Origin of the sequence: Skermanella stibiiresistens SB22, assembly GCF_000576635.1 — a bacterium.
Lineage (GTDB): Bacteria > Pseudomonadota > Alphaproteobacteria > Azospirillales > Azospirillaceae > Skermanella > Skermanella stibiiresistens.
Genome location: NZ_AVFL01000001.1, coordinates 265784 through 286047, shown reverse-complemented (window position 1 = coordinate 286047; position 20264 = coordinate 265784). Strand labels below are relative to the sequence as shown.

Below are 20264 nucleotides of genomic sequence, written 5' to 3'. Positions count from 1 at the left end.
CCATATCTCTAATACCGATCCATTCTCCACAAGTTAAAACGTAGTCACTTGTAGGTCGGATAGAGCGCAGCGGCAGCCGACATCACTCCCGAAGCGCCTGTTTGTCGGCTTCCGCTGCGCTCTAGCCGACCTACGGCAAAGTGATTACTGTTCAGCCGAACATGCGGCCGAAGCGGGTGAGCGGCGCCAGATCGACGCCGGTCGGGCGCAAGGCCGCCAGGGTGCCGATGGCGGTCGAGTCGAGCGTGGGGATGCCGGTTTCCCGCTCCAGCTCCGCCATCAGCCCAAAGCCCGGCAGGTTGGTGCTCCAGAACAGCACGGCGTCCGGCTTGGCCGCCGCGACGGCTTCGAGCGCCAGTCTCCGCAACTGATCCGGCGGGACCAGGGCCGCCTGGAAGTTGTCGGTGATGCCAAGGGTCGGTCCCGTCACCACCGTGATCCCCTCGGCGCCGAAGCGATCGGCGATCCGCTCCCCTTCGGCGGCGCTCCCCTGGGACAGCAGGGCGATCCGCTCCAGTCCCAGCGACCTCAGCAGTTCCAGCGTCGCCAGCGCCGTCGTCGTGGCGGGTAGACCGGTCCGCTCGGTGATCATGCCGCATAGCCGGCGGTCCGGCTCGAAGCCGAGGCCGGCGCCGCGCGTGGCGTTCCAGCAGATTGATCGGACCCTCGCCTGGGACAGCATGACCGCGGCGGCCTCGAAGGGCGGCAAGTCGTAGCCATCCGCCGGATGACCGCCATAGGGTACCCGGGTGAAGCAGGCGTCCACTTCGGACAGGACGGCGAGCATGGCCAGGGTGACCCGCTCGACCACGCGGTTGGACGAGGGCAGCATGATGCCGATGGCATGGGCGGCGGGGGTGATGCCGTGGGTTGACGTCGTCATTGGCCGCGTACCACCAGAGTGCGCTCGGACGCCCAGCGAGCGGTCCAGACCTCCCCCGGCTGGGGGTTCGATTGGACCGTGTCCTCGATCGGCAGGGACGCCACGAACTCTCCACCGTCAGGCATGGCGATCCAGACCGACAGCAATTGTCCCTTGAAGACGGTGCGCAGGACCGGCCCGCTGATCGCGTTGGCCTCCCCCGCCGGGACGGCGCCGGGGGATAGCCTGACGCTTTCCGGGCGGATGGCGACCATCACGGCGTCCTTCGCCGTCAGGTCGTTCGGGACGGCGCTGGCGAACAGCCGTCCGTCGGCACCCTGCAGCAGGGTCAACCCGCCGCTCTCGCCGCTGATGACCGCCGGCAGGAAGTTGGAGGTGCCGATGAAATCGGCGACGAAGCGCGAGGTCGGCCGTTCGTAGACGGTGCGGGCCGGCGCCGCCTGCTCGATCCGACCATCCCGCATGACGGCGATCTGGTCGGCCAGCACCAGCGCCTCCTCCTGGTCGTGGGTCACCAGGATGGTGGTCAGTCCCAGGCTGTTGCACAGCTGGCGCAGTTCGATCTGCATCTCCTCCCGCAGCTTCTTGTCCAGCGCGCCGAACGGTTCGTCGAGCAGCAGCACGCGCGGGCGGTACACGATGGCGCGCGCCATCGCCACCCGTTGCTGCTGGCCGCCCGACAGCGCCGCCGGCATGCGGTCCTCGAAATTGCCCAGACGGGTCAGCCGCAGGGCCTCCCGCGCCCGCTCCGACGTTTCCGCCTTCGAAACGCCGCGCATGGCCAAGCCGAAGGCGACGTTCTCCAGGACGGTCAGGTGAGGGAACAGAGCGTAGTTCTGGAACAGCATGCCCAGGTTGCGCTTGTGGACCGGCAGCCCGACGACCGACCGGCCGTCGATGGTGATGTCGCCCGAGGACGGTGCCACCAGCCCCGCGATCATCCGCAGCGTCGTGGTCTTGCCGCAGCCCGACGGCCCCAGCAGCGCCAGGATCTCGCCGCCGGACGCCGTCAGGTCGACGTCGTTGACGACGGTGAGATCGCCGTATCTCCGGGTGATCCGGCTCAGCCGAACCTCGGCTCCGCGGAATTCCGGATCTTTCGCGAATGTGGCCGCCAACGCCGTCATGCGAATGCCTCCCTCAAACTGTTGATCGACTGGTTCAGACGGCGAAGATGCCGTTCATCTTCTCGGTCCAGGCGGAGCGGTTGGCGTTGATGAATTCCCAGTCCGGGGTGAACAAGCCGCGCTTGTCCATCTCCTCGACCGGATAGGCCAGGTACTTCAGCGTCTCGTTCGAGAACTCGATGCCGGAGACCGGCGGCGCCGTGAAGGCGTATTCCGAGAAGGCCTTCTGCACGGCGGGCTCCAGCATGCGGTTCATGAAGGCGACCGCCAGATCCTGGTTGGGGCCGTTCTTGACCAGCACTTGGCAGTTGTTGCCGGCGAAGCTGCCCTCCTTCGGGAAGCTCATGGTCACGGGAGCGCCCTTGGCGGTGTAGGGATAGACGTATTTGGACAGTTCCAGCAGGCCGATATCCGCCTGCCCCTGCGCCACCTCGTTGGCGGCCTGCGGGCCGTTGTCGAACAGGTTCTGCACGTTGGCCTTGATCTCGGCCACCTTGTCGAAGGCGCCGTCGATCTGGTACTGCGCCTCGGCGAAGGGCTTGCCGGTCTTCAGCGCCGCCGCGACGATCAGGAAGAAGACCGACGGCGTGTTCTTGGGACTGACCAGCTTCAGCTTGCCGGCGTATTCGGGGCCCCACAGGGCGGCGTAGCTGTCGGGCGGCGTCACCTCGGTGTTGTGGAACAGGCCGGCGACCGAGATCGCCAGGGCCGAGCCCCAGCCGTCGAAGCCGAAGCGCGGATACAGGTTGGCGAGGGCCGGCATGTCGGACTTGGGCAGTTCGGCGATCAGGCCCTCCTGCTTGCAGATCGGGATCGCCACGTCGTCGATGAACATCACCGAGAACTTCGGATTGTCCTTGGTCGCCCGCATCTTGCCGACATTGGCGAGGGTGAAGCCCTCCTCCGCGACGATGCGGCAATCGAAGTCCTTCTCGAAGGCTGGGATGATCCGCTTCTTGACGAACTCGCCCTGCGATCCGCCCCAGATGCCGATCTGGATCTGCTTGCCCGCCGCCCAGGAATTGCGGCTGTACACCAGGGGAGCCGCCAGCCCCGCGGCGCCAAGGGTCAGCTTGCCGAAGGTCCGGCGTGTCATCACGGTCATGGGGGTGCTCCTGGGAATGGGGGGGAGGAAGTTCAGCTCGCGAGCCGGGCCAGGCTGATGCCGAAGACCTTCTCGATGACGAGCACGAGGAGAAGCGCGAAGAGGATCATCAGGGACGAGATCGCCGCGATGGATGGGTCGAACGACCGCTCGATCACGGTGTAGAGGTACAGCGGCACCGGGAAGTGGTCGCCGTCGGCCAACCACATGGAGATCGGGTAATCGTCGAACGAGACGATGAAGGAGAAGATCGCTCCCGCCAGGATGCCCGGCCGGACCTGCGGCCAGATCACCCGGGTCGCGACCACGTGGGGCGGCGCTCCCATGATCGCGGCGGCGTCCTCCAGGTTCCGGTCGACCAGCACGAAGCTGGCCGACACCGACCGGATCACATAGGGCAGGCAGATCACCGTGTGGCCGATGATCAGTTGCGCGAAGGTCGCCCGCGAACCCAGCAGCGAGAACAGCTGGAGCAAGGCGACGCCGGTGACGATCAGCGGCACGATCAGCGGCGACAGGATCAGGCCGAGGATGGCGTCCTGTCCCGGCAGCCGATAGCGGGTCAGGCCGGCGGCGCAGGGGATGCCAAGCGCCAGCGAGATCGCCGTCACGATGGCCGCCAGTTCCAGCGAGAACAGGAAGCTGCCGCGCGCCTCCGGGTTGGCCAGGACCTCGCCGTACCATTTCAGCGTGAAGCCGCGCGGCGGGAAGACGATGTAGGCGGTATCGGAGATCGACATCAGCAGCGGCACGACCAAGGGGGCCACCACGATCAGCAGGATCACGCCGACGATCGCCTTGAGCCAGGGGCTGACGGTCGCGGTCATCGGGCACCTCCCGCCCAGCGCGCGAAGCGCCGGTTGACGATCTTGAGGAAGACGAGGTTGGTGATCAGGACCATGGCGATCAGCAGCGTCGAGATCGCGGCGCCGAACGGCCAGTCGTTCAACGTCAGGATCTGCTGTTCGATCAGCGTGCCGAGCAGCGGCGAGAAGTTGCCGCCCAGGATCTGCGGCGTCACATAGGCGGCGGCGCTCAGCGAGAAGACCAGCGACACGCCGACCGCCAGTCCAGGCAGGCTGAGCGGCAGGACGATCCTCAGGAAGCAGGACAGCCGCGAGGCGCCCGCCACCCGCGCCGCCTCCTCCACCGAGCCGTCGATCCTGCCGATGGCCGAGGCCAGCGGCATCACCATGAAGGGCAGATAGACGTGGACGCAGGCGATCAGCACCGCCCATTCCGTATAGAGCAGCACGGGCGGGCTGGCGACGCCGACCGACTTCAGCAGGTAGGCCAGCGCTCCCGTCTTGTTCAGGATGGTCTGCCAGCCATAGGAGCGCACCACCACGTTGACCAACAGCGGAGCGATGATGGTGATCGTCACGACACGGGCCATCGTCGGGCCACCCCGCGCGATGGCTATCGCCAGCGGATAGGCGAACAGCGCCCCGATCAGGCTGGTCAGCACGGCGATGCGGATGGTCCGGATCAGGATGCGAAAATACAGGTCGGTCGAGAACAGCCGGACATAGTTCTCGAGGGTGAAGCCCTCGACCATCACTCCGTCGACGCTCCGCGACGTCAGGCTGAGCGTCACCATCGACAGCACCGGCCAGAGGAACCAGACAGCCAGGAACAGGACGGTCGGTGCCACCAGCAGATAACCAGTCAGCCGCCCTCCGGTAATCGCGGCCCACAGGCGCGCCATCCCCGTGTCGTCGGGCGCCGCCGTCAGGGCCGGGTTGACGGCTTCCAAACCAGGCATCCGGATGTCCTCCCCTCGAAGGTGAAGCGTTCGGTCATGCGGATGATCCGGTTGTTCGGCATTGCCGTCCAGCGCAGCTTGGGCAATTAATCATTCGAGAAATTAGAATGGAGGCTCCGATGCGCGGCTCGCTGGTCCCGGCCTCGCTCCGCTACGCCGATCAGGTCGCCCGCTCCGGCTCGATCCAACGGGCGGCCAAGGAGCTGAACATCGCCGCCTCGGCGATCGACCGGCAGATCCTGCTGCTGGAGCAGGACCTCGGCGTCGCCCTGTTCGAGCGCATGCCGCGTGGCATGCGGCTGACCCCCGCCGGCGACGCCCTGATCACGCTGGCGCGGCGCTGGCGGGCGGACGAGCGGCGCGCGGCGGCGGAACTCCAGCAGCTCCAGGGCATCAACCAGGGCAACGTGCGGCTGGTCGCGATGGACAGCCATGTCAACGGCTACCTGCCCAGCTTCATCAATCGGCTGGCCGAGGAGCACCCCCGCATTTCGCTGGAGGTCGAGATCGCCAGCCCGGACGACGCGTTGACCGAATTGCTGGCCGGCAACGTCGCGGTCGCCGCCGTCTTCAACCTGTCGCCACGCCGCGACATCCACATCCTGTGGAGCGCCGAGCTGCCGTTCGGCTGCGTGGTGGCGCCCGGCCACGAACTCGCGGGCGCCGGAACGATCAGCCTCCAGCAGGCGGTGGCCTATCCGATCGCCCTGCAGAGCAAGGCTCTCCAGATCCGCCGCTATCTGGACGCCCGCTACGGCTGGCTGTTCACCGACACCCAGAAGAGCGTCGTCACCAATTCGCTCCAGCTGGTCAAGATGCTGGCCAAGGGCGGCCGACACATCGCCTTCACGTCGGAACTGGACGCCGCACCCGAGCTGATCGAGGGGTCGCTGGTCTTCCTGCCGGTCCGCGACAAGGGGGCGGAGCCGCAGACCGTCAGCATCGCGATCGACGCGCGGAAACCGCTGTCCAGGATCTCCCGCATCGTCGCCGACGCCTTGACCGAGAGCATCCGGCGGTGTCTGGAGGAGGCGCGGCGCGGCGCCGGGACTTGAGGCGATCGGCGACTACCGCGCCCGCCAGCGTTGGGTGACGCGGAGCAGACCACCGGTGGCGGTGGCGTGGATCAGCTTCACCGCGGCGGAGGTGTAGACGATCATCATCGCCATCGCGGCGGCCGGGGCGATGTCGCCGGCGTCGTCCATGTTGAGCACCGCGATCGACGCCAACGTCGTGTCGGGCGAATAGAGGAACACGACGCCGGAAACCGTTGTCATGGCGTTGATGAACAGATAGATGCTGATACCCAGGATCGCCGGCAGGCAGACCGGCACCGTCACGCGGAGAAAGGTGGTGTAAGCGGGAATCTTGAGCGAGGCGGAGACGCTCTCGAACTCCGGATCGATCTGCTTCAGCGCGGTCACCGCCGTCAGGTGGCTCACGGTATAGAAGTGGGCGATGCTGTTCATCACCAGGATCGCCAGCGTGCCGTACAGGAAGCTCAAGGGATTGCCGGCGGGATTGAAAAAGAAGATGTAGGCCAGACCCAGCACCAGTCCCGGCACCGCCATCGGCAGCATGGCGAGCAGATGGCAGGCGGTGCGCAGCGGCCCGGCGCCGCGGCTCTTCTCGATCATCCAGGCGCCGGTGAAGATCACGGCGGTGCCGATCACCGCCGTCCAGCTGGCCATTTTCAGACTGTTCCAATAGGAGCCCCAACCGCCGCCGTCCATCAGGTCGAAGCTGTAGTGGCGAAGGCCCAGTTCCAGATTGTAGGGCCAGAACTTGACCAGCGACGCGAAACCGGCCATCCCGAGCATCGCCAGCAGGACGAGGGCGACCGCGGCGCAGACCGCGAACAGGGTCCAGTCGCGCAGCGGTTCGGCGCTCGGCCGAAAACTCACGGCCCGGCCGCCGAGCTGCGAGACCTGCCGGCGCTGGATGATGCGATCGACGGCGAAGGCCAGGATGGCCGGGATCAGCAGCACGGCGCTGACGACGGCGCCCATTTGGAAGTTCTGCTGCCCGACGACCTGCTTGTAGACATCGGTCGCCAGCACGTCGTAGGAACCGCCGATCACCTTCGGCACGCCGAAATCCGTCATCACCAGGGTGAACACGACGAAGCCGGCGCTGACCAGCCCATAGCGGGCACCCGGCAGGGTGACGGTCATGAACCGGCGGAACCGCGTGGCGCCCAGGCAGTCCGCCGCCTCGTAGAGCCGCTGGTCGGCGACCGCCAGGGCCGTGGTCAGGATCATCAGCGCGTGGGGGAACGTGTAGAAGACCTCGCCCATCACGATCCCGATCGGACCGTATACAGACCAGCCCATCAGCCAGTCGCGGATGACGCCCTGGTTGCCGAACAGGTAGATCAGCGAGATCGCGGGCAGCAGCGACGGCGCCAGCAGGGGAATCATCGCCACCGCGCGGAATAGCCCGCGGCCCGGCATGCGGCTGCGGGTCAATCCATAGGCGTAGACGAAGGCCAGCGCCAGCGTGATGGCGGTGGTGACGCCGGCCACCGTCAGGCTGTTCAGGATGGACCGCACCAGCACCGGATTGGACGCGTAGGCGCTGTAGTTGGCCAGTCCGACGAAGGCGCCGGAATGGTCCTCCAAGCTTTTGGACAGCATCGACCACAAGGGCAGCACGATCGTGATCGCCAGATAGAGCCCCAGCACCACCAGCCCGGCCCGCATCACCCAATCGTCCCATCCGGCCTTCTGCCGGACGATCCCGACCGGCGCCGACACCACCAGATCGGTTCGCGTCATCCCCTGCCCGGTCACGGGGACGCCCCTTGGACGAAGACCCGGATCCGCTCCGGCGGGACCGCCACCATCAACTCGGCCCCCCGCGCGACGTCGAGGTCGCGGACGGCGTTGGACGAGAGATCGGCGCGCAGCTCCAGCGCCGGACCGGCGCCCATAGAGCGTTCCGTCAGCGCCGCGCGCCAGATGCCGCCCAGGAACTCCAGTTCGCCGACATGGGCGCTGAAGACGTTCGCGGCGTGCCCACCGATATCCCGCACCTGGATGTCCTCCGGCCGAACGCCCAATGTCACCGGCGTGCCGGGCGGCAGGTCGTCCAGCTCGCCGGTTTCCAGTTCCAGCGCGCCGACGCGGACCCGGCCCGGACCGGCTGTCAGGGCCGGGATGAAATTCATGTGGCCGATGAAGTCGGCGACGAAGCGGCTTGCCGGATGGCGGTAGATGGTCAGCGGCGTGCCGACCTGTTCGATGCCGCCCTGGTTCATCACCACGATGCGATCGGCCATGGTCAGCGCCTCCTCCTGATCGTGCGTGACCATGATGGTGGTGACGCCCAGCCGCCGGTGCAGCCGCACGATCTCGGTCCGCAGGCGCTGGCGCACGCGGGCGTCCAGCGCCGACAGCGGTTCGTCGAGCAGCAGCAGGCCGGGACCGATCGCCAGGGCGCGCGCCAAGGCCACGCGCTGCTGCTGTCCACCCGACAGCTGCCCGGGGAATTTCGGCCCGGCGTCCGGCAGCCCGACCAGTTCCAGCAGGTCGGCGACCCGGCGGGTCCGCTCGTCCCGAGGAATCTTACGGCTTTCCAGCCCATAGCCGACGTTGCGGGCGACTGTCAGGTTCGGGAACAGCGCGTAGGATTGGAAGACGATGCCGAAATCGCGGGCGCTGGCCGGCAAATCCGACACGTCGCGGCCACCCTGCTCGATCCTGCCGCTGGTCTGGACGTCCAGGCCGGCGATGGCGCGCAGCAGGGTGGTCTTGCCACAGCCCGACGGACCCAGGAAACAGACGAACTCGCCGCGGAAGATCTCCAGCGACACATCCTTTAGCGCCTGGAATGGACCAAACGACTTGGTGATCCGCTCCAGGCGCAGATAGGGCTCGGCGTCCGTCATGACGGCCGCCTCCCCGCTCAGCTCTTGGGCTCCGTCTTGCCATCGAACCGCTTCTGCCATTCCGCCAACAGACGCTCGCGGTTGGCGGAGACCCAGGTGAAGTCGTTCTTGATCATCGACTGGATCAGCCCCTCGGGATAGCCGGCGATCGGCTTGGCGACACCCGGAAGCGCCACGACCGAATAGGCCTTGGCGTAGATCTCGTTGGCTTCCCGGCTGACCGACCAGTCGGCCAGCGCCTTGGCGGCTTCCATCGACTTGGTGCCCTTGACGATGCCGAACGACTCCAGGTCCCAGCCGGAACCCTCGCTCATCACCAGCACCTCGACCGGCGCCCCATCGGCCTTGACCTTGGCGCCGCGATAGTCGAACGAGATGCCGATCGCGTATTCCCCGGCACCCGCTTGGCGGCACGGCTTGGAACCGGAATGGGTGTAGGTCGCGATGTTATCGTGCAGCCGGGTCATGTAGTCCCAGGCCTTCGCCTCGCCCATGGTCTGGACCCAGGCCGAGACCGACAGGAAGCCGGTGCCCGACGAATTGGGGTTCGGCATGGCGATCTGGCCCTTGTACACGGGGTCCGCCAGATCCGCCCAGCTCCTCGGGACCGGCAGGCCGCGCTTCTTGGCTTCCACCGTGTTGAAGCACACCGCCGAGATCCAGACCCGCTGGCCGATCCAGGCCGGCGGTTCGGCCGGATCGCGCAAGGCCTTGTCGATCTGGTCCAGACCCTTCGGCGCGTAGGGGGTCAACATGCCGTCGTCGGCCAGCAGCTTCAGGCTGGTGGCGGCCAGGCCCCACACGATGTCGGCCCGCGGGTTGTCCTTCTCCGCCAGGAGCTTGGCGGTGATGATGCCGGTCGAATCGCGGACCCACTTGATCTCGATCTCGGGGTTCCTCGCCTCGAACGCCTGCTTGAAGCCGGCCAGTTCGTCCGCCTCGACGGCGGTGTAAACGGTCAGGGCGGTCTTGGCCTGGGCCGGAGCGTCGGCGAGCGCCGTGAGGAGAAAGGCCATGCCGAGCGTGGCGGCGCTGAAAAGACGCGTCATGGTGAAGGGGCGGCCCATGGTCCGGGAACTCCCTGGCTGGCTGAGAGGGTGTATGAGCTTGTTTTTTTCTTGCCCCGACGATTGTTTCGCCGCGACCGTTGGAGCCGACACTAGCGGTTTCGCGTTACGGTTTAATGATACGGGCCGACTCTTCAGGCTCGGATTCAAACGGATTTAGCCGCTTCTCTTTGCCGGTTCGTCGGTGCAGAGTGCGGCGCGGGGCTTCTGCCTGGCCATGGAGGAAATGACCGCATGATGACTAAGCCCTATGACGGACCGGTTCGCGCGGTCATCTTGGATTGGGCCGGCACGGTGGTGGATTTCGGTAGCCGCGCGCCGATGGGCGTCTTCGTCCAGGCCTTCGGCACGGTTGGCGTCACCATCTCGGTCGCGGAGGCGCGGGTTCCCATGGGACTGCCCAAGTGGGATCACATCAAGGCGGTCGGCGCGCTGCCGGAGGTGGCGAAGCGCTGGGAAGGCGTCCATGGCCGCCCGATGACCGACGCCGACGTCGACGACCTCTACGCCCGCTTCCTGCCGATGAACGTCGCGGTGGTCGCCGACCACGCCGATCTGGTGCCGGGCGCCCGGACGACCATCGCCGATCTCCGCGCGCGGGGCGTCAAGATCGGCTCGACCACCGGCTATTCCAGGCCGATCATGGACGCGCTGATCCCGGCCGCCGCCGCCCGGGGCTACGAGCCGGACTGCGTCGTCTGCGCCGGGGACCTGCCGGCCGGGCGCCCGACCCCGCTGATGTGCTATCAGAACATGATCCAGCTGAACGTCTGGCCGTCGGCGGCATGCGTCAAGGTGGACGACACGGCACCCGGCATCGAGGAGGGCCGCAACGCCGGCATGTGGACCGTCGCGGTCGCCCTGACCGGCAACGAGATGGGTCTGGCGGTCGAGGAATTGACGGCCTTGTCGGAAGACGAGTTGAAGGTCAGGCGGACCGCCGCGTATGATCGGTTGCGCGCCGCTGGCGCCCATTACGTCATCGACGGGATCGGCCAGCTGATCCCAGTGATCGAGGACATCGAACGCCGGCTCGCCCTTGGAGCCGTTCCGTGACTGGGGCCATGACCGACACCGTTTCAGAGATCCTCGACCTGTTCCGCGCCTCCGGTGGCCAAGCCTATTTCGGCGAAGCCATCAGCCAGACCGAGCACGCGCTCCAGACCGCCGCGATGGCGGAACAGTTCGGCGCCCCACCCCATCTGGTGGCGGCGGCGCTGCTGCACGATGTCGGCCATCTGCTGCATGGACTGGGCGAGACCATCGCCGACGAGGACATCGACGGCCGGCACGAGGCGATCGGCGCCCGCTGGCTGGCCGACCGCTTCCCCGAGGATGTCTGCGCGCCGGTCCGCCTGCACGTCGCCGCCAAGCGCTACCTGTGCGCGGTCGACCCCGCCTACGCCGCGGCACTGTCCCCCGCGTCCAGGCGGAGCCTGGAGCTGCAAGGCGGGCCCCTCACCGAGGATCAGGCCGCCCGCTTCATCCTGGGCCGCTTCGGACCCGACGCGGTCCTGGTGCGGCGCTGGGACGACAAGGCCAAGGTGGTGGGCGCCGTGACGCCGGGGCTGGATTTCTTCAGGCCCTATCTGGCCGCCTGCGCGATGCGGCGTGATTGAGGCTGGGGTGACGATCACCCTTGCGGATCGAGGCGGTGTGTAACCAAGCGCCTGACCGGTCACCGCTCAGACATCGACGACCCTGACCCCATCGCCGACCCGCAACCCCAGCGCCGCGTCGGCCCGCCCTTGGTTGACCGCGATCTCGGCAAGACCGTTGGAGTTCTCGTACCAGAGCGGTTCGCCGACCGGCACCGAGCCGAAGGTGCGGCCGCGCGCGACCCGGCGGCCCGCGACCTCCAGCACGGCGTCCGATGCCAGCATCGAGGCGCGGAGACCGGTCATGACGTTGCCATAGACGTCGATGTAGACGACGCGGGCGAGGTCGTCGGGCCAGTCGGGGCGGCGGACACCCTTCGGCGCGACGGGTGTTCCAGGCACCGGTTCGCCGCGCGCCAGTCTGGCGGCGACCGGGGCGAACAGGTCGCGGCCGTGGAAGCTGGCCGACAGCCGCTCCGGACGCCAGTCGATCGTCCACACCTCCACCGGGGCCTCAATCTCCGCCGCGACGGCGCGGCGCATGACCAGTTCGAACAGCCCGTTGCCGGGCCCGACGAACCAGCGGCCATCCGCCCGGACGACCAGGGGCGGACGATCGGTTCCCACGCCCGGATCGACCACGCCCAGCAGCACGCCGCCCCGTGGCACGGCCTCGCGGTAGGCCCCCAGCAGATAGGCGCCGAGGAAGGGGTCGAAGGCCGGCGCGTCGGCGAACAGGTCGATCACCGGGACGCCCGGAGCCTGGGCCGCCAGCACCGCCTTCATCTGCCCGGTGTAGGGGCCGGCCAGCCCGAAGTCGGTGAACAATAAGATCATCGCGTCAGCATCCTTCTGGATCATACGAAGAGATATGCTTGTAAAAGGAAAAGCACACGGCATATCACTTAACAAGGATTGCGAGTTTTCAAATAAATAAAGGGACATGTCAATATGAACACCTGTTCAATGTCCAACATCCCAAGGGAATACCGGCCATGAAGCGGGTTCTCTTCGGATGGTTTTTTCTGGCGGCGACACTTTTGGTGGCGCTTCCGCATCCTGTCCGTGCCGCCACTCCGTTCACGGTGGTCACGACAACCTCCCAGGTCGCCGATTTGGCACGCGCCATCGCCGGCGACCGCGCCGAGGTGGGCAGCCTGATGGGCGAGGGCGTCGATCCCCATACCTACAAGCTGACCCGCTCCGACGTGGCGCGGATCGCCGGGGCCGATATCGTCCTGTACAGCGGCCTGCATCTGGAGGGGAAGATCACCGACGCGTTGACCCGCATCGCCGGGTCCGGCAAGCCGGTCCACGCCGTCGCGGAAGCGATCCCGTCCGACCTGCTGTTGACACCCGCGGGCTTCGACGGCAACCCCGACCCGCATGTCTGGATGGACGTCAAGCTGTGGACCCGCGCGCTGGACGCGGCGCTGGAGGCCCTGGTGGCGTTCGATCCCGCCGGAGCCGACCATTACCGCGCCAACGCCGCCGGCTTGGCCGAGCGGTTCGGTCGACTCGACGCCTATGCCCGATCGGCGCTGGCCAGCATCCCCGAACAGACGCGGGTCCTGGTCACCGCCCACGACGCCTTCAACTATCTGGGCCGCGCCTATGGCCTGGAGGTGCGCGGCATCCAGGGAATCAGCACGGAGTCGGAGGCTGGCCTCCGCGAGATCGAGGCGCTGGTCGACCTACTGGTCTCCCGCCGGATCGCGGCCGTGTTCGTCGAGACCAGCGTTTCCGAGCGCAACATCCGGGCCTTGATCGAAGGTGCCGCCGCGCGCGGCCACCGGGTCGAGATCGGCGGCGCGCTCTATTCGGACGCGATGGGCGCGCCCGGCACCCATGAGGGGACCTATGTCGGCATGATCGACCACAACGTCACGACCATCGCGCGCGCCCTGGGCGGCGATCCCCCATCCGGCGGCTTCGAGGGCCGGCTGACGGCTGCCTCTGCGGATGTGGGGGAGAAGTGAGCGCCATGCTTTTCCCCCACTCCGCCCCATCCATCGCCGAAACCGCCGCGACCCCGCCGCTGGAGGTGCGCGGGCTGACCGTCGCCTACAACAGGAAGCCGGTTCTATGGTCGGCCGACTACACGGCGCCGGCGCGTGGCCTGATCGCCATCGTCGGACCCAACGGCGCCGGCAAGTCGACCTTCATCAAGGCGTGCCTGGGGTTGGTCCCGGCGGTCTCGGGCACCGTCAAGGTCCATGGCGGACCGGTCGCCAAGCGGCGCGCCCTGATCGGCTACGTGCCGCAGCGGGAAACCGTCGATTGGGACTTCCCGGCCTCGGCGCTGGATGTCGTGGCGATGGGCCGCTACGCCATGATCGGCTGGTGCCGCCCCGTCGGCCGGGCCCACAAGGAGGCGGCGCGGGCCTGCCTGGACCGGGTTGGCATGGCCGACTTCGCCGACCGGCAGATCGGCCAGCTATCCGGCGGACAGCAGCAGCGCGTCTTCCTGGCCCGGGCGCTGGCGCAGGAGGCGCGGGTCTATTTCATGGACGAGCCGTTCGCCGGGGTCGACGCCGCGACCGAGCGGGCGGTGATCCAGGTGCTGCGCGATCTCGACCACGCCGGCCGCACGGTGATCTGCGTCCATCACGACCTCCAGACCGTGGCCGACTACTTCGACCACGTCCTGCTGCTCAACACCCGGGTGGTCGCCGCCGGACCCGTCGCCACCACGCTGAACGCCGAGACCCTGCGCCAGACCTATGGTGGCCGGCTGGGACCGGGGGACGTTCCCATGGCCGGGCGGGACCGCGCGCCCGATCCAGGGCGGGACCTCGCTCCACTCGAGCGGGGCGTGGCATGAACCCAGCCGATGTCATCGCGACCCTGACGCTCCAGGCTGGCTTCAACTCGGCCGTGGTGGTCGCCGGCACCGCCTGCCTGGGGGTGGCGGCCGGCGCCATCGGCGGCTTCATGCTGCTGCGGAAACGGGCGCTGGTCAGCGACGCCCTCAGCCACGCGACCCTGCCCGGCATCGCCCTGGCGTTCCTGATCGCGACAGGACTGGGGCTGGAAGGCCGCAGCCTGCCGGTCCTGCTGACGGGAGCCCTGGTCAGCGGCTTGGCCGGCGTGCTGGCGATCCAGGCCATCACGCGCCACACCCGCCTGCCCGAGGACGCCGCGATCGGCGCCGTGCTCAGCGTCTTCTTCGGCGTCGGCGTGGTGCTGCTCAGCCATATCCAGACGCTGGCGACCGGCAACCAGGCGGGGCTGAAGACCTTCATCCTGGGCCAGACCGCCGCGATGAACCAGGGCGAGGCCTTGGCGCTCGGCGCGCTGGCGCTGGCGGCGCTCGCCGCCGCCGGCCTGCTGTTCAAGGAATTCCGGCTGCTCTGCTTCGACCCCGATTTCGCGGCCGGGCAAGGCTGGCCGACCCGGCGGATCGATCTGGCGCTTATGGGCCTGACCACGCTGGTGACGGTGATTGGCCTCCAAACCGTCGGGCTGATCCTGATCGTGGCGCTGCTGATCGTGCCCGCCGCCGCGGCCCGGTTCTGGACCGAGAGGCTATGGGTCATGGTGCTGGTCGCGGCGGCGCTGGGAGGGGCGAGCGGCTGGATCGGCGCCAGCCTGTCCGCCCTGGTGCCGCGCCTGCCGGCGGGCGCCGTGATCGTGCTGGTGGCCGGCGCGCTGTTCCTCGTCAGCTTCCTGGCCGCCCCGGCGCGCGGAGTCGTCGCGACCGCGCTGCGCCAAGCCCGCCTGCGGCTGGCATACGCCGAACAAGCGGCGCTGGCGGCCCATGAAGCGGGCCATCCACTCGATGCGTCACCCGCGATCATGGCGTGGCTGCGGCTGCGCGGACTGGCGGCGGATGGCGTCCTGACCGAGCGCGGCCGGGCCGCCGCCAGCGCCGCCGACCGGAACCGCCGGCTGTGGGAGCGCTTCCTGATCCGCTACCCGACCCTGATCCCGGGCCAAGCCAATTGGGGCATCGATCCAATCGACCGCGTGCTGCCCGCCGACATGGTGCGCGACTTGGAAACCGGCCCGGCCGGGATGGCGCATCGGGAGATCGCGGGATGATCACCACCCAGGAATTCCTCCAGATCGACCTGCCCGCCATGACGGCCGCCGTGTTGGCCTGCGTCTGCTGCGCGCTGGTCGGCAATTTTCTGGTGCTGCGGCGCCAGAGCCTACTGGGCGACGCCATCAGCCACGCGATCCTGCCCGGCATCGTCGCGGGTTTCCTGATCACCGGCACGCGCGCCGGCCTGCCGGTGATCCTGGGCGCCCTGGCGGCGGCGGTCATCGCGGGCGTGCTGATCGAGGCGGTGCGCCGGTTCGGCCGGCTGGACGGCGGGGCGGCGATGGGTGTCGTCTTCACCGTTATGTTCGCCGGGGGCGTCGTCCTGATCGAGCAGGGCGCGGCCCGCGCGGTCGATCTGGACGCCGACTGCGTGCTCTATGGCCAGTTGGAGGCGATCCTGTGGCTGGCGCCCCAAACCTGGGCCGACTTGGCCGATCCGGCGGTCTGGGCCGACCTGCCGCGTCAAGTGGTGACGCTGGCGCTGGTGACGCTGCTGTGCGTCGTCTGTGTCGTGGCCTTCGCAAAGGAGCTGGCGATCACCTCGTTCGATCCGGCGCTCGCGACCACGCTGGGGATTCCGGCCGGCCTGTTCCACCACGCGGTCGTCGTGCTGGTCGCCATCGCGGCGATCGCCTCGTTCGAGGCGGTCGGCTCCATCCTGGTGGTCGCCATGCTGATCTGCCCGGCGGCCACCGCGCGGTTGCTGACCGACAGGCTGCCGGTCCAGCTCTGGCTCAGCGTCGCGATCGGCGGACTGACGGGAGCCGGTGGCTATCTGCTGGGTGCCTTTGGTCCTTCGATCCTGGCCGGTGGCCCCGCCGACGCGCTGAACGCGGCCGGCATGATCGCCACGCTGGCGGGAGTGCTGCTGACGGCGGCGATCCTGTTCGCCCCGCGCCATGGCGTCCTGGCGCGGAACAGGCCGCGGCATCGAGGCGCCGCTGGTCACCAAATGGGCAAGGATGTTGTCTCGGATGCGGTGACCCATTAGGGTGAGGGCGCCGGTGATCCGGTGGCGACACACCGGGCGAACTATGACCAGGAAAGCAGCCGAGCAGACCCCGCACCCTGACCCGCCCGCTGGTCGGCATCCCAAAAGGATGCGGCGGTTCGCGGTGCAGATCACCGCCATCGTGACGCTGACGCTTGGGGCGACCCTGCCGCCATCGAGCGCCGGCATGGGCATGGTGGCGATCAAGATCGTCTGCGCCGCCGCCCTGATCGGGCTGGTCGTGGAACGGCTGGCCGCCAGCGAGCGCCGGGTCAGGGTGGCGCGGGCGGCGGAACGGCGGACCGACGCCGCCCGGCGGATGCTGGCCGACGCGATCGAGGCCTTGCCACAGGGCTTCGCGATCTTCGATCAGGCCGACCGGCTGGTCATGTCGAACCGGCGTTACCGGGAATCGGCCTTGCCCGCCCAGGGGATGCCGCACCAGTCGACCGGGTCCGCCCCACCGGGGGAGCCCCCATCCCTGGTCGAAGGCGTCCCCTCCTTGGCCGAGTCGCCCGATCCGGATCTCGACGGTGGCCACCCACTTCCCGACGGACGCTGGCTCAGGATCGATGGCCGGCGAATCGACGGCGGCTATCGGGTGGCGGTCAGTGTCGACGTGACCGAGGCCAAGCGCCGTCAGGCCGAGCTGGGACGGCGCATCCGGCTGCTCGACGCCGTCCTCAACGCCTTGCCGCAGGGGATCTGCCTGTGGAGCCCCGAGGCGCGGCTGATCGGCTGGAACGCGAAGCTGGGCGAACTGCTCGACCTGCCTCCGGATTTGCCATTGGCTGGCCTGCACCTGGCGGAGTTCACGGCACTCCTGTCGAGCCGGGGTGAAGCGGAGCTGGACGGCGTTTCCCAGGCCCCCGATGGCCTACCCGCCAGCCGGGAGACATCGCGGCGCGATCATGTGCGGCATGACGGCCATGTGCTCGACGTCGTTTCCGTGCCCATGGTGGATGGCGGGTGGCTGGTCGGCTACGTCGACGTGACGGCGATCCGCCGCGCCGAGCGCGACCTCGCCGACCGGGAGGAGCGCTTCCGCCGGTTGTCCGGCGCGACGTCGGAAGCCGTGCTGATCCATGACGGCGGCGTCGTGATCGACGCCAATGACGCGGCGGCCGTCCTGTTCGGCCAAGCCGTGGGAGAATTGATCGGCTGCCCGATGGACCGGCTGGTGGCGCCCAAGGACTGGGTCGGATCGCGCGATGGGCTGGATAATGGCCCCCCGGCGGAAGCCGGACCGAGCGCCGCGGAAGCCGGACCGAGCGCCGCGGAAGCCGGACCGAGCGCCGCGGAAGCCGGACCAAGAGCCACGGAAGCCGGACCGGGCGCCGCGGAACCGGAACGTCGGCGCGCTTGGTTCCTGCGTCACGGCGGCGACCGGATCCTGTGCGAGGTTTCCCGGCGCGAGGTGCCCTGGCGTGATCGGGCCGCCAGCGCCTTGACGTTGCGCGACATCACCGAGTGGCACGACATCGCGGGCCAGTTGCGGGTGGCCAAGGCGAAGTCGGAGGAGCGGAGCCGCGCCTTGTCGGATTACCTCGCCGCGATCGGCCGCGAGATCAGGCCGGCGCTGAACGGCGCGCTGGTGATGGCGGGGACATTAACGGAAAGCCGACTGGCTGAACCCCAGCGCTCCCAGGCCCTGGCGATCCGGGAAACGGTCGAGGCGCAGGTGGCGGCCTTGAGCGGTATCCTGGATCTCGCCCGGCTGGAGGATGGCCGCCTCCGGCTCGAGGATCAAGCCTTCGACCTGGTCGAAATGGTGGAAGGCGTGGTCGACACGCTGGCCGGGGTCGCCGCGGCGAAGGGAATCGACGTGGTGACCAGCGTTCCCTCCACCCTGCCCGCGACCTTGCGCGGCGATCCGCAGCGGCTGCGCCGGATCCTGGCGACGCTGGTGGGTAACGCGGTCAAGTTCACCGAGCAAGGTGGCGTCTCGCTGACCATCATGGCGCTGGAGAGTGGGCCGGCGACGGTGGCGTTGCGCTTCGAGGTGGCCGACAGCGGCATCGGGATACCGGCCGTCGCCCAGGCCCAGGTGTTCGATGGATTCAGCCATGGTGGCACGGGCCCACCCCGCCGCCATGGCGGTGGCGGTTTGGAACTGGCGGTCGCCAATCGTCTCGTCACGCTCATGGGCGGCACCATGGGATTCGAGAGCGCGGCCGGGATCGGCAGCCGGTTCTGGTTCGCGGTGCGGTTGACGCGCCAAGCCGACGGCGGGCGATCGCCCGTCGCCGCCGCGCCCCTGGCGGGAAGGCGCATCCTGCTGATCGAACCCAATGGCGTCAGCCGCGAGGTGCTGACCCGGCAATTCACCGCCTGGGGAGCCTTGGTCCGGGGAACGGCGGCTGCCCGCACCGCGCTGGAACTGATCGAAGCGTCCAGGGCCAGCCCTCCCTTCGACACCACCGTGGTCGATGCCGCCGTGACCGACCTGCCGATCACGACGCTTGCCCGTCGGCTGCGCGACGCCGGCGTGGTCCGCTTCATCCTGCTGGCGGGGATTGAGCGCCCAGGACGCCCAATCCCCACCTCCTGGCCCGCTTGCGAGGCGGCGGGTTTCTCGGCGGCGCTGCGCAAGCCAGCGCGCCAAGCCTCCCTCCTCGCGGCATTGGCTGGCGAGACGGTGATCGAACTGCCTCAATCCGATGGGAAGGCCGTCCCGGCCGTTCCCTCCATCGGAAGCGGCGAGGCCGATGGGGTTGACGGGACATCCGGCCTGGAAGGCGACACGTTGCCGCCCGACGCGCCGCGCCTGCTGCTTGTCGAGGACAGCGTGACCAACCAGCTGGTCGCCAGCACCCTTCTCAAGGTCGCGGGCTACCGGGTGGATATCGCGTCCAACGGGCTGGAGGCGGTGGCCACCGTCCGGCGCGCGCCATACCTGCTGGTCCTGATGGATATCGCCATGCCGGAGATGGACGGCATCGCGGCGACGCGGGCGATCCGCGCCCTGCCGGCGCCCGTCGGCGATATCCCGATCATCGCGATGACCGCCAACGCCATGGTGGGAGACCGCGAGCGTTTCCTCGATGCCGGCATGAACGACTATGTGCCCAAACCGATCGAACGCCTCCACCTGCTGGAGACGATCGCCCGCTGGCTACCCGCCGCCTCGCCCGAAGCAACCAGCACCGGCTCCGGCGCCGATGGCGACTTGGGAAGAAGGGATCGGCGGGGGCATGAGCCGGGCCGTGCGCTCCCGCCGGATCTGCTGGACCTTGGCGTGCTCGATCAGTTGAAGAACGACTTGGACGAAACCATCCTGCCCGACCTGATCCACGCCTTCCTGTCGGAGGCCCGCGGCCGTGTCGAGCGGATCCTTGAAGGCCCCCTGCCCGTGGTGGCGCGGGAGGCCCATACGCTGAAAAGCTCCGCCGGCACCTTCGGCGCCGCCCGCTTGGCCGAAACGATCCGGGCGATCGAGCGCGCCTGCCACGCCGACGACGGCGATACCGTCCACCGTCTGAGCGCCGAGGTCCCGGCATTGCTGGAAGCCACCGCCGACGCCTATGACGCCCTCGGCCTGACCTCCCGGACCTGACAACCCGGATTTGACGGTCCAAACCGAGTCGGTGGGCCTTGTAGGCCAGACCGGAGACATACCCCTTTCGACATCTTTCGAATTGCGGAAAGTCGGAGCCATCCTAACCCTTTGAAAGGCAGATGGCTCGGATTTTATAAGTTATTGTCCAAATTCACTTCAACGAACACTTTGGATGCTTGGATCCGCGCGTCTTTGTCTTATCGATCGCGCTGCCAAATCCTTAACGAAAAGT

At 68.2% G+C, this 20264-nt stretch carries 17 protein-coding genes; 8 read left to right on the top strand and 9 right to left on the bottom strand.

Annotation, left to right across the window (positions count from 1 at the left end):
* Positions 1-151 precede the first annotated feature (151 nt).
* Genes N825_RS01300 through N825_RS01280 form a run of 5 tightly spaced genes read right to left on the bottom strand, consistent with a single transcriptional unit; the run spans position 152 to position 4880 of the window.
* The gene (locus tag N825_RS01300; protein WP_051511369.1) at positions 152-883 is read right to left on the bottom strand and encodes a maleate cis-trans isomerase family protein; all 732 of its coding nucleotides are present in this window, start codon (positions 881-883) and stop codon (positions 152-154) included.
* On the bottom strand, positions 880-2010 hold the full coding sequence (locus tag N825_RS01295; protein WP_051511368.1) for an ABC transporter ATP-binding protein: 1131 nt from the start codon (positions 2008-2010) through the stop codon (positions 880-882). Before N825_RS01295 ends, N825_RS01300 begins: the two co-directional genes overlap by 4 nt.
* A 34-nt stretch (positions 2011-2044) precedes the next feature.
* A complete protein-coding gene (locus N825_RS01290) occupies positions 2045-3115 on the bottom strand; it encodes an ABC transporter substrate-binding protein (protein ID WP_037446010.1) in 1071 nt (356 codons plus the stop codon).
* Between the two features lie 32 nt (positions 3116-3147).
* Positions 3148-3942, bottom strand: coding sequence for an ABC transporter permease (locus tag N825_RS01285; protein WP_037446009.1), 795 nt, complete (start codon positions 3940-3942; stop codon positions 3148-3150).
* On the bottom strand, positions 3939-4880 hold the full coding sequence (locus N825_RS01280; protein ID WP_037446008.1) for an ABC transporter permease: 942 nt from the start codon (positions 4878-4880) through the stop codon (positions 3939-3941). Before N825_RS01280 ends, N825_RS01285 begins: the two co-directional genes overlap by 4 nt.
* Before the next feature lie 119 nt (positions 4881-4999).
* On the opposite strand from N825_RS01280, the gene N825_RS01275 reads away from it, so the two are divergent.
* Positions 5000-5935, top strand: a complete 936-nt coding sequence (locus N825_RS01275) for a LysR family transcriptional regulator (protein WP_037446402.1) — start codon at positions 5000-5002, stop codon at positions 5933-5935.
* Between the two features lie 12 nt (positions 5936-5947).
* Here the strand turns inward: N825_RS01275 and N825_RS01270 are convergent, their stop codons facing one another.
* From N825_RS01270 to N825_RS01260, 3 genes are read right to left on the bottom strand one after another with little or no spacing between them, the layout of a single operon-like run.
* Positions 5948-7657, bottom strand: coding sequence for a putative 2-aminoethylphosphonate ABC transporter permease subunit (locus tag N825_RS01270; RefSeq protein WP_037446007.1), 1710 nt, complete (start codon positions 7655-7657; stop codon positions 5948-5950).
* An 11-nt stretch (positions 7658-7668) separates the two neighbouring features.
* Positions 7669-8769 carry a putative 2-aminoethylphosphonate ABC transporter ATP-binding protein gene (locus N825_RS01265; RefSeq protein WP_037446006.1) on the bottom strand — a complete coding sequence of 367 codons (1101 nt, stop codon included), beginning with the start codon at positions 8767-8769 and terminating at the stop codon, positions 7669-7671.
* 17 nt (positions 8770-8786) lie between these two features.
* Positions 8787-9836 carry a putative 2-aminoethylphosphonate ABC transporter substrate-binding protein gene (locus N825_RS01260; protein ID WP_245612966.1) on the bottom strand — a complete coding sequence of 350 codons (1050 nt, stop codon included), beginning with the start codon at positions 9834-9836 and terminating at the stop codon, positions 8787-8789.
* 234 nt (positions 9837-10070) lie between these two features.
* Here N825_RS01260 and phnX point away from each other — a divergent pair, with 234 nt between their 5' ends.
* The gene (phnX, locus tag N825_RS01255; protein WP_245612965.1) at positions 10071-10892 is read left to right on the top strand and encodes a phosphonoacetaldehyde hydrolase; all 822 of its coding nucleotides are present in this window, start codon (positions 10071-10073) and stop codon (positions 10890-10892) included.
* Positions 10889-11455 carry a phosphonate degradation HD-domain oxygenase gene (locus tag N825_RS01250; protein WP_245612964.1) on the top strand — a complete coding sequence of 189 codons (567 nt, stop codon included), beginning with the start codon at positions 10889-10891 and terminating at the stop codon, positions 11453-11455. The genes phnX and N825_RS01250 overlap by 4 nt, the downstream gene beginning before the upstream one ends.
* A 66-nt stretch (positions 11456-11521) precedes the next feature.
* On the opposite strand, the gene N825_RS01245 is transcribed toward N825_RS01250, so the two are convergent.
* Positions 11522-12271, bottom strand: coding sequence for an SAM hydrolase/SAM-dependent halogenase family protein (locus N825_RS01245; protein ID WP_037446398.1), 750 nt, complete (start codon positions 12269-12271; stop codon positions 11522-11524).
* Between the two features lie 158 nt (positions 12272-12429).
* Here N825_RS01245 and N825_RS01240 point away from each other — a divergent pair, with 158 nt between their 5' ends.
* From N825_RS01240 to N825_RS01220, 5 genes are all read left to right on the top strand, one after another.
* Positions 12430-13413, top strand: coding sequence for a metal ABC transporter solute-binding protein, Zn/Mn family (locus N825_RS01240; protein ID WP_037446004.1), 984 nt, complete (start codon positions 12430-12432; stop codon positions 13411-13413).
* Between the two features lie 5 nt (positions 13414-13418).
* A complete protein-coding gene (locus N825_RS01235) occupies positions 13419-14258 on the top strand; it encodes a metal ABC transporter ATP-binding protein (RefSeq protein ID WP_051511366.1) in 840 nt (279 codons plus the stop codon).
* Positions 14255-15478: a metal ABC transporter permease gene (locus N825_RS01230; protein ID WP_051511365.1), complete on the top strand. Its 1224-nt coding sequence runs from the start codon at positions 14255-14257 to the stop codon at positions 15476-15478. The genes N825_RS01235 and N825_RS01230 overlap by 4 nt, the downstream gene beginning before the upstream one ends.
* The gene (locus N825_RS01225; RefSeq protein ID WP_051511364.1) at positions 15475-16473 is read left to right on the top strand and encodes a metal ABC transporter permease; all 999 of its coding nucleotides are present in this window, start codon (positions 15475-15477) and stop codon (positions 16471-16473) included. The genes N825_RS01230 and N825_RS01225 overlap by 4 nt, the downstream gene beginning before the upstream one ends.
* Positions 16474-16582: 109 nt before the next feature.
* Complete coding sequence (locus N825_RS01220) at positions 16583-20029, top strand: PAS-domain containing protein (protein WP_037446003.1); 3447 nt, start codon at positions 16583-16585, stop codon at positions 20027-20029.
* Positions 20030-20264: the final 235 nt, after the last annotated feature.